The sequence below is a fragment of the Arthrobacter vasquezii genome (assembly GCF_029455255.1).
Classification (GTDB): Bacteria; Actinomycetota; Actinomycetes; order Actinomycetales; family Micrococcaceae; genus Arthrobacter_D; species Arthrobacter_D parietis.
Window position 1 is genome coordinate 1 of the sequence record NZ_JAROKN010000084.1, and the last position, 9086, is coordinate 9086.

10 protein-coding genes are annotated in these 9086 nt (G+C 64.4%); 4 read left to right on the top strand and 6 right to left on the bottom strand.

Annotation, left to right across the window (positions count from 1 at the left end; genetic code table 11):
• From P4U43_RS16840 to P4U43_RS16850, 3 genes are all read right to left on the bottom strand, one after another.
• Positions 1–276: FadR/GntR family transcriptional regulator (locus tag P4U43_RS16840; protein ID WP_277359767.1), on the bottom strand; the 276-nt coding region annotated here is incomplete at its 3' end.
• A 67-nt stretch (positions 277–343) separates the two neighbouring features.
• Positions 344–1477: an L-talarate/galactarate dehydratase gene (locus P4U43_RS16845; protein WP_277359768.1), complete on the bottom strand. Its 1134-nt coding sequence runs from the start codon at positions 1475–1477 to the stop codon at positions 344–346.
• 65 nt (positions 1478–1542) lie between these two features.
• Positions 1543–2349 (bottom strand): carbon-nitrogen hydrolase family protein, encoded by an 807-nt coding sequence (locus P4U43_RS16850; protein WP_277359769.1) that lies wholly within the window; start codon positions 2347–2349, stop codon positions 1543–1545.
• A 61-nt stretch (positions 2350–2410) separates the two neighbouring features.
• Between P4U43_RS16850 and P4U43_RS16855 the strand changes: the two genes are divergently transcribed.
• The gene (locus tag P4U43_RS16855) at positions 2411–2905 is read left to right on the top strand and encodes a DUF427 domain-containing protein (RefSeq protein WP_277359770.1); all 495 of its coding nucleotides are present in this window, start codon (positions 2411–2413) and stop codon (positions 2903–2905) included.
• 3 nt (positions 2906–2908) lie between these two features.
• Here P4U43_RS16855 and P4U43_RS16860 read toward each other — a convergent pair whose 3' ends face one another.
• Positions 2909–4021, bottom strand: a complete 1113-nt coding sequence (locus P4U43_RS16860; RefSeq protein WP_277359771.1) for an alanine racemase — start codon at positions 4019–4021, stop codon at positions 2909–2911.
• A 101-nt stretch (positions 4022–4122) separates the two neighbouring features.
• On the opposite strand from P4U43_RS16860, the gene P4U43_RS16865 reads away from it, so the two are divergent.
• Complete coding sequence (locus P4U43_RS16865; RefSeq protein WP_277359772.1) at positions 4123–4863, top strand: SurA N-terminal domain-containing protein; 741 nt, start codon at positions 4123–4125, stop codon at positions 4861–4863.
• Between the two features lie 66 nt (positions 4864–4929).
• Here the strand turns inward: P4U43_RS16865 and P4U43_RS16870 are convergent, their stop codons facing one another.
• Positions 4930–6219, bottom strand: a complete 1290-nt coding sequence (locus P4U43_RS16870) for an adenylosuccinate synthase (RefSeq protein ID WP_277359773.1) — start codon at positions 6217–6219, stop codon at positions 4930–4932.
• Positions 6220–6364: 145 nt separating this feature from the next.
• A complete protein-coding gene (locus tag P4U43_RS16875; RefSeq protein ID WP_277359774.1) occupies positions 6365–6934 on the bottom strand; it encodes a hypothetical protein in 570 nt (189 codons plus the stop codon).
• A gap of 203 nt (positions 6935–7137) precedes the next feature.
• Between P4U43_RS16875 and P4U43_RS16880 the strand changes: the two genes are divergently transcribed.
• Together P4U43_RS16880 and P4U43_RS16885 are read left to right on the top strand one after the other, a co-directional pair.
• Positions 7138–8022 carry a DUF72 domain-containing protein gene (locus P4U43_RS16880; RefSeq protein WP_277359775.1) on the top strand — a complete coding sequence of 295 codons (885 nt, stop codon included), beginning with the start codon at positions 7138–7140 and terminating at the stop codon, positions 8020–8022.
• A gap of 76 nt (positions 8023–8098) precedes the next feature.
• Positions 8099–9016, top strand: a complete 918-nt coding sequence (locus tag P4U43_RS16885; RefSeq protein WP_277359776.1) for a saccharopine dehydrogenase family protein — start codon at positions 8099–8101, stop codon at positions 9014–9016.
• The last annotated feature ends 70 nt before the right edge of the window (positions 9017–9086 follow it).

Here is a 9086-nt window from a genome sequence, read left to right on the forward strand (position 1 = left end):
GTGCCGCTCCGCCAGGGTCCGGGGCCGCCGCATGCCGCCCGTCGAGTCTTCGTCCGGGGAGGGCGGGGTCAGCGCGAAACTGCCGCTCCCCCGCCGGGTGTACACAAGCCCCTCGGCCTGGAGACGCGATACCGCCTCCCGCACCACTGTGCGGCTGACGCCGAACTCGCCGATGAGCGCGCTTTCGCTCGGCAGCTTCTCGCCGGAAGGGATGGTGCCATCCACAATCCGACGGCGGAGGCTGTCGACGAGCGAGACTGCCAGCGTTTGCTTCATGCGCTTAATGCTGACACGACGTTACGGCTGACACGGCCAGGGCCGCTGCCTGCCACAGCCAGCCTGATCAGCGCCGGCCGAACTCGACGCTGTCCGTGGTCCACACCCGCGCCTGGTCGCTGAAGGTCACGCCCAGTCCCGGGCGGTCGGGGACGATCATGCGGCCTTCACGGGTCTCAAGCCGTTCATTGAACAGCGGGTCCAGCCAGTCGAAGTGCTCAACCCACGGCTCGCGCGGATACGCAGCGGCGAGATGCAGGTGAATTTCCATGGCGAAATGCGGCGCAAGGTCCAGCCCCGCCTGGTCCGCCAGGGTGGCGAGCCTGAGGAACTGGGTAATGCCGCCGACGCGCGGGGCGTCAGGCTGGATGATGTCGCAGGCGCGGGTGGCAATCAGCCGCTCATGCTCAGCGACGGAGGCGAGCATCTCGCCCGTGGCGATGGGGGTATCAAGTGCCAGTGCCAGCGCGGCGTGCCCCTCGGCGTCGTACGCGTCCAGGGGTTCTTCAATCCAGACCAGATCAAACTGCTCAAGCTTGCGCCCCATGCGCAGGGCGGTGGCTCGGTCCCACTGCTGATTCGCGTCCACCATGAGCGGCACGTCCGGGCCGATGTGCTCGCGAACCGCCGCGACGCGGCGCAGATCCTCCGCGGAATCCGGCAGACCAACCTTGATTTTGATGCCGCCGATACCCTCGGCGAGTGACTGCGAGGCACGCTCCTTCACCTCGTCAATCGACGCGTTGAGGAAGCCTCCGGAGGTGTTGTAGGTGCGCACCGAGTCCCGGTAGGAGCCGAGCAGCTTGGCCAGCGGGAGTCCGGCGCGCTTCGCCTTCAGGTCATACAGCGCGATGTCCAGTGCAGCGAGCGCCTGGGTGGCAACACCGGAGCGGCCCACCGAGGCGCCTGCCCAGAGCAACTTGTTATACAGCTTGGCGATGTCGTTGGGATCCTCACCGATCAGAATCTCGGCGACTTCCCTCGCGTGTGCATACTGCGCCGGGCCGCCTGCCCGCTTCGAGTAGGAGAAGCCGAGCCCGGACACCCCCTGCTCCGTGAGGATCTCCGCGAGGAGGAAGACCACTTCGGTCATGGGCTTCTGCCTGCCGGTGAAAACCTTGGCGTCGGAGATGGGCGTGGCCAGCGGCAGCGTGACGGTGGAGAGTTGAACGTGGCGGATCGCATCGGGCGTGTAAGTCATCGCGGAAGCCTTCTAAAGAGCGGATCGGATAACTTATAGTACAACTACATAACTTGTCCTACAAGTTAGTGACCCTCGACGATCTCCTCATTCCGCGCGAACCGGCGGTTCCGCAGCACGGGCAGGAATTCACGCACTTCTTCGATGCGCTTCCGGGTCACCTCGGCCGTCACCACACCCTGCTCCTCGTCGTTCAGGAAAACCTGCGGAACGCCCATCGGATCGAGGATGGCCGAGTGCCCGATCGTGTGTGAGGACGACGTCCCCGCCGCCGCGATCCACACCGTATTCTCGATGGCCCGCGCGCGCAGCAGCGTCTCCCAGTGCTCGATTTTGTGGTCCCCCTTGAACCACGCAGCAGGCACCAGCACGACGTCGGCACCACGGTCTGCGAGCGCCCTCGCCTGCTCCGGGAAACGGAGGTCGTAGCAGGTCATCAGCCCCACATTGAGGCTACCGACCGGCACCACGGTGATTCCGCCGTCGCCCGGTTTGATGCGCTGCGACTCGGAGTAGCTGAAGGCGTCATAGAGGTGCAGTTTGCGGTAGGTGTCCACAATCCGCCCGGTGTCCTCGATGAGCACCAGCGTGTTGTACGGGCGTTCTTCGCCGCTGGACTCATACCCGCCGGCGACGACGGCGATCTTCAGTTCCGCCGCCAGGAAAGAGAGCTGCTGCACGAAGACGGACCAGCCTGCGTCCACAGCAGCAGCGAGCGCACCCTCAACTTTCCCGATCGAGAACATGGATTCCTCGGGGAAGACGATCAGCTCCGACCCGTCCTCCACCGCCTGGCCGGCGAGCTCCCGCATGGTCGCGACATTTGCGGAGACGTCCCCGCCCGGCCTGAATTGTCCAACACTGATCTTCATCGCGGACCTCTCGGATAGGAAGTGGGGCTGTTTCAAGGGTACCGAAGAGTAGCGTGGCCCCATGGGTATCAGCAGAGAGAAGCCGGGGCCGGGCCAGGAGTCGGTGTGGGACTACCCGCGCCCGCCCCGCGTCGAGAACTATCCGGGCGTCGTCGTTCTCGAATTCGGCGGTCAGGAGATCGCGCGGACTCAGCGCGCCATGCGCGTCCTGGAAACGAGCCATCCGCCCGTCTTTTATGTGCCGCAGGCGGATTTCGCTCCGGGCACCCTGCACCGGGTGGATGGAACCACCTGGTGTGAATTCAAGGGAGCGGCTACCTATTACGACGTCGTTGCCGGCTCAGCACGCGCGGAACGGTCCGCCTGGACGTACCTTGAACCCACGGCCGGCTTTGAGCAGCTGACCGGAACCATTGCCGTGTATCCGGGCCGGATGGACCGTTGCCTCGTTGACAATGAGGTGGTCCAGGCTCAGCCCGGCGACTTCTACGGCGGCTGGATCACCTCGAAGGTGGTGGGTCCCTTCAAGGGCGCGCCGGGCACCTGGGGCTGGTAGCCCTCAGAACTGCGGGTGCCACAGCTCCGTTGAGTTGCCGTGCACTGCAAGCGCCGTTCGCCACCGGTCAAAGACGGAGCAGGGGTGGGAAATGCCGAGATCAACGGTGTCGCCCACCTGAAGGGATCCGGCACTGTCCACCACCGCATGGTGGTCAAACAACCGAACGACGACGCCCGTTGGCTCAGGCAGCGCCTCACCGTCCCGGTGGTGTGCCACGAGGGTGGGCAGGCCGGCGTCGTATGCCAGCTCCCGCTTCCCCGCACCCACGATTGCCCGCCCCTCTTCCGGCACGGAAAGCACGACGGCGCGCACCACCGCTGCGGCCCGCAGGTCCGGCAACGGGGAAACATCCGCGTAGGTGCCGTGGTCGTGAATGACGTAGCAGCCGGAACGGAGCACGCTCAATACTCCTTCCGGAAGGAATTGTGCAGCACGGTCCTGAAAGGCCGACCCGCCGACCGAGAAGAGTGGCCGCTCGACCTCGAACTGGCTCCGCAGCGCATCGAAGACTTCCATCGCCGTCCGGCAGTGCGCGTCGATCACCGCCAGGTTCTCGGGGGTCCTTACATTCGGCGCAATCCCCTCGTAGGCGCTGATGCCCGCGAGGCGGAGACCGCGGGCATCCTTCACCGCTGCGGCGAGACGGGGAGCCTCCGCAGGATGTCGGATGCCGGTGCGCCCGCCCGGAATACCGACGTCAAGCAGCACGAACAGCTGCCGGTCAGTGTCCTCGAATCCGCGCGCGAGTGCTGAGACGGCAGCCGAAGAGTCAGCCAGGCAGTACACCTCGACGGACGGATTGATCTCCAGCAGCCGGCGCAGTTCGCGGACCAGCGGAGGAAACACCACTTCGTTGGCAATCAGGATCCGCCGGGCACCCCAGCCCACGGCATGGGCTGCCTGCGCCGTCGTCGCGACTGTTACTCCCCACGAACCCGGAAGCTGACGCTGGACTATTTCGCGGGTCATCGTTGTTTTGATATGCGGAGCCAGCACCATGGAGTGTTCCACCGCCCACTGCTCCTTGAGCTCAATGTTGGCATCAATGGCATCAACATCAAGCAGCAGCTGCGGGAGGCTGGTCAGGTGCAGGTCGGCGCTGAAGTTCGGCATCTTGCGCATCCTACCGTCCAGCGTCCGTCCAGCCGACGCCGAGCCGACACACATTCCCGATTGCTACAGTTTTACGTCGGTCATCAACATGAGGAGAGTCCGTGAAGAAGAAGTTGCTCTTGAGCGTTGTCCTGGCGGGCTCGCTCGCCTTCGCAACTGGCTGCGCCGGTAACACCGAGGCAGAGCCTGCACCGAGTGAAAGTGCAGCAAGCACACCGGCTGAAGCCCCTACCCCCGATCTTGAAGGGGTCCCGGACGTCGTCGCAACCGTCAATGGCATCGAGGTCACCAAGGAAGAATTCACCACTTCCTATGAGGGCGCCTTCACGCAAATGTCCATGCAGTCCCAGGTAACCGGGCAGGAAGTCGACCAGGAACAGCTGAAGACGCAGACACTCGACAACCTCATCGGCAACAAGCTTCTCATCCAGGAGGCTGACGCCCGTGGGATCGAAGCCAGCGAGGAAGCCATCACAGCGACAACTGATGAGCTGGTTGCATCGAACCAGTTCACGTCCGCTGACGAGCTGTTCGCGGCGCTTGAAGAGAAGCAGGGCATTCCCAAGGAGGAAGCCATCGAGCAAATCAAGCAGCAGGTCCGAATCGATGCGCTGCTCGCAGAGGAAGGCGCTGACGCCGCGCCGACCGAGGAGGAATTGAAGGCTCTGTACGAAGAGGCCAAGGCCTCGGGAGCCGCGGCCGCGCAGGGCGGAGAAATCCCGCCGTATGAGGAAGTGAAGTCGCAGCTTGAGCAGCAGGCCAAGCAGCAGAAAACGTCGGAAGTCGCGCTTGCGCTGGTAGAGAAGCTGCGTGAAGAGGCCGACGTCGTCAGTAATCTTTGAGCCAACCCGGACAATAAGAACGGCCAGGTCCCCGCAACGGGAACCTGGCCGTTCTTATGAGGAAAGCTAACCGCCGATCAGATCATTGATCACGATCGTCTGGTCGCGGTCCGGGCCAACGCCGATCGCGGAGAACCGGGCACCGGACATCTTCTCGAGCGCCCGCACGTAGGCCTGGGCGTTCTCCGGCAGGTCCTCAAGGGTGCGTGCGCCGGTAATGTCTTCGGTCCAGCCGGCAAAGTACTCGAAGATCGGCTTGGCGTGGTGGAACTCGGTCTGCGTCATGGGCATTTCATCGTGGCGGACGCCATCCACGTCATAGGCCACGCAGACAGGGATGCTCTCGATCCCGGTCAGGACATCGAGCTTGGTCACGAAGTAGTCGGTGAAGCCGTTGACCCGCGCAGCGTGGCGGGCCAGCACGGCGTCATACCAGCCGCAGCGGCGCGGCCGGCCGGTGTTCACGCCGAACTCACCGCCGGTCTTCTGCAGGTAGATGCCCATGTCATCGAACAGTTCGGTGGGAAACGGCCCCGCGCCTACCCGGGTGGTGTAGGCCTTGATGATGCCGACGGCGCGGCTGATCCGGGTGGGCCCGATGCCGGAGCCCACCGACGCTCCACCCGCGGTCGGGTTGGATGACGTCACGAACGGGTAGGTGCCGTGGTCCACGTCGAGGAACGTGGCCTGGCCGCCCTCCATGAGGACCACCTTGCCGGCGTCGAGCGCTTCGTTGAGCACGTACGTGGAATCGATGACCAGCGGGCGCAGCCGGTCGGCGAAGGACACGAAGTACTGGACGATTTCCTCGACCTCGACGTCCCGTCGGTTGTACACCTTGAGCAGGAGTTCGTTTTTCTGCTTGAGCGATCCCTCAACCTTCTGGCGAAGGATCGACTCGTCGAAGACGTCCTGTACGCGGATGCCAAGGCGCGCGACCTTGTCCATGTAGGCCGGTCCGATGCCGCGACCGGTGGTTCCGATGGCGCGCTTGCCGAGGAAGCGTTCCGTGACCTTGTCGAGGACCTGGTGGTAGGGAGCAACGAGGTGTGCGTTGGCGGAAACGCGCAGCTTCGAGGTGTCAGCGCCGCGTGCCTCCAGCCCGTCGATCTCCTGGAACAGAGCCTCGAGGTTGATGACGCAGCCGTTGCCGATGATCGGAATGGCGTTGGGGCTGAGAATGCCGGCGGGAAGGAGCTTGAGCTCGTACTTCTCTCCGCCGACGACGACGGTGTGCCCGGCGTTGTTGCCGCCGTTTGGCTTCACGACGTAGTCCACACGCCCGCCGAGCAGGTCTGTGGCCTTGCCTTTGCCTTCATCGCCCCACTGGGCTCCGACGATCACGATTGCTGGCATGGGATCCTCCCCCATTGTTTGGCGGCAACAAGTGCGCGCCGCGTGCCGCGCGAAAAGGTGCCGCCGTGCATGAGAATGCCCCAAGACTTGTAAGAAGTCCGGGGCTCTTACCACCCAAGTTTAGCGGACAACATAAAAGGAGACGCTAGAGAAGGTCTGAGCTGTTGATGAACCCGACAACCATCGCCGTCCACCAGCAGGTTTGCGAAATTGCGAGGCAGATCAGCAGGTGAACCCGCATCCCGGCGGGGACGTCGCCAAACCGGGTCCCTGCCGGCATGGAGTTCAGCCGTCGCATGCACGGTATGAGGAGGATCCCGTTGAGCATCAGCACCAGCACCGCGGAGACCTTGATGATGGTCAGGGGATTTTCCATGGCCGGGTTGATCAGGGCGCCGGTGACCAGCAAGCCTGCGAGCCCACCCCAGATGATGGGCATGGCCGCAGACTCTATCCGGCTGGTCTCGACCAGTTTCCGCCGCGAGATCAGCCAGAGGAACCCCACCCAGTCGACCAGCAGGACAGCACCGAATGCCGCGACCAGGGAGATGGTATGCACAATGAGGGCAACCTTCGCGACCCCCGGATCAACCTCGAGCAAAGCGCCGATCGTCACGGACAAAATCCAGGCTGCCGTGGCGCCGACTGCAAAGAGTGCAATGCGCGGAGGTGAATAGGAGGTTCGCAGGGAAACGCGGGGTAGGGCGGAATCCATGATGTTCAGCTTCTCTGGGGTGCCACGCTGGTCGCGGCGGACGTGAGGGAACGGGTGTCTCCGACTCCTTTCACGTCGGCCCCCAACAGTGAACTGAGGACTGCATTTTACGCCCGACACAACTGCCCCAACAAGGACAATTGCCTCTGCCAACTGTCCGGCGCCACTGGTGCCGGAAGCGCCGCGCGGGGTAGCGTTCGCCCATGTCGGATTCCCAGGCCCGAGCCCGCTGCGGCATCTCCGGTTGGCGGTACGCACCCTGGCGTAAGTCCTTCTACCCGGCCGGCCTTCCGCAGCGCCTCGAACTTGAGTACGCCGCGTCCCAGCTCGACACCATCGAGATCAACGGGACCTTCTACTCGCTCCAGCATCGCGACAGCTTCCTCCGCTGGCGGGAGACCGTGCCGGGTGACTTCCGGTTCTCCGTCAAGGGCCCGCGCTACATCACGCACATGCTCGGACTACGGAATGCCGAGACCGCGCTGGCCAACTTCTTCGCCTCCGGAGTGCTTGCCCTTGGCGAGAAACTCGGGCCCGTTCTCTGGCAGCTGCCAGCTACCCGCCGCTTCGATCCGGAACTCCTGGATACCTTCTTCTCTCAACTACCCAGAACGACGACGGCGGCCGCCTCCCTCGCCCGCGGCCACGATGAGCGGCTCAAGGACCGGGACTGGGTCACAACTGACGCGGACCGGCCCATTCACCATCTGCTTGAGCCTAGGCATGAGAGTTTCGGCGCCGAGCAAAGTTATGAGATTCTGCGTCGTCACGGCGTCGGGCTGGTGGTGGCGGACTCGGCAGAGAAGTGGCCGCAGTTCCGGGAGGTGACCGGCGACGTCGTCTATGTCCGGCTGCACGGCAGCACCGAGCTCTACACCAGCGGTTACACGGATACAGAGCTGGACGAGTGGGCGGCGCTCAGTGAGGGCTGGCTGTCCGGACGTGCCTGCCCGGACGGGCGCGGTCGCGACGTCTACCTGTATTTCGACAACGATGTGAAGGTCCACGCCCCGTTCAACGCGATAGGCCTCGCTGAGCGGCTAGGCAAGAGCAAACCCCAGAACGACGACGGCCCTGCACCTTCGTAAGGCCCGGAGTGGTTGCATCAGCTCCAGGAATCCGCCCACATATGTCGCGAAGCCGCTGCCATGGAAGACTGCTGGCATGGAGGCACCAACGCGCGACCACGACCTCGTCCTTTTCGGTGCGACTGGTTTCGTCGGTGAACTGATCGCCGGATATCTTGCGGACCACGCTCCGCCGGACCTGCGCGTGGGACTCGCCGGGAGGTCGAGAGGGAAGCTGGAGACCGTACGGTCCAGGCTGCCCGTCACCGCACACGATTGGGCTCTCATCGAGGCTGACTCGGAGAACCCTGACTCGCTCGCTGCGCTGGCCGCGGGCACCAGGGTTCTCTTCACCACGGTCGGTCCCTACGCAAAGTATGGGCTGCCCGTCGTCGAGGCATGTGCCCGCGCCGGCACCCACTACGGTGACCTGACGGGCGAGGTGTCCTTCATTCGCGAAGCCATCGACCGCTGCGACACTCTGGCAAGGACTACCGGCGCACGGATCGTCCATGCGTGCGGCTACGACTCCGTCCCGTCGGACCTCGCAGTGCTCCTCCTGCACCGCGCCGTGGAGACTGACGGCGCGGGAGGGCTGATCGAAGTGCAGCTCGTGGCCAGGGCGAAGGGTGGCTTCAGCGGCGGCACCATCGAGTCGATGCGTGGGCAGCTCGACGGCATGCGGTCGGATCCTGTGCTGCGTTTCCTCGCGGGTGATCCCTATTCCCTCAGTCCGGACCGGACGGCGGAGCCCTCCACCCGGCAACCGGCGGACCTGGGATGGGTCGGCCGCACGGAGGGCGGCCTGTGGACCGCTCCCTTTCTCATGGCGTCAGTGAACACGCGGATCGTTCGTCGCAGCAATGCCCTGCAGGGTTGGGCCTACGGACAGTCCCTGCGATATGGCGAGGTGATGGGTATGCAGCGCGGGCCCGCCGGGGCCGTTCTTGCCGGAGCGACGGCGCTCGGCCTGCGGGTGTTCGGCACCGCACTGACAATGGAGGCAGCATCGTGACAGAAGTCAGTACCCGCCGTAACCGCAGCGCGGCGGCACCGTCAAAGACTTCCGCCGGGAATCAGGCGGT

Coding starts and splice junctions, on each gene's coding strand:
- P4U43_RS16845 (WP_277359768.1), bottom strand. CDS start 1,477: ATGACTTACACGCCCGATGCGATCCGCCACGTTCAACTCTCCACCGTC.
- P4U43_RS16850 (WP_277359769.1), bottom strand. CDS start 2,349: ATGAAGATCAGTGTTGGACAATTCAGGCCGGGCGGGGACGTCTCCGCA.
- P4U43_RS16855 (WP_277359770.1), top strand. CDS start 2,411: ATGGGTATCAGCAGAGAGAAGCCGGGGCCGGGCCAGGAGTCGGTGTGG.
- P4U43_RS16860 (WP_277359771.1), bottom strand. CDS start 4,021: ATGCCGAACTTCAGCGCCGACCTGCACCTGACCAGCCTCCCGCAGCTG.
- P4U43_RS16870 (WP_277359773.1), bottom strand. CDS start 6,219: ATGCCAGCAATCGTGATCGTCGGAGCCCAGTGGGGCGATGAAGGCAAA.
- P4U43_RS16875 (WP_277359774.1), bottom strand. CDS start 6,934: ATGGATTCCGCCCTACCCCGCGTTTCCCTGCGAACCTCCTATTCACCT.
- P4U43_RS16880 (WP_277359775.1), top strand. CDS start 7,138: ATGTCGGATTCCCAGGCCCGAGCCCGCTGCGGCATCTCCGGTTGGCGG.
- P4U43_RS16885 (WP_277359776.1), top strand. CDS start 8,099: ATGGAGGCACCAACGCGCGACCACGACCTCGTCCTTTTCGGTGCGACT.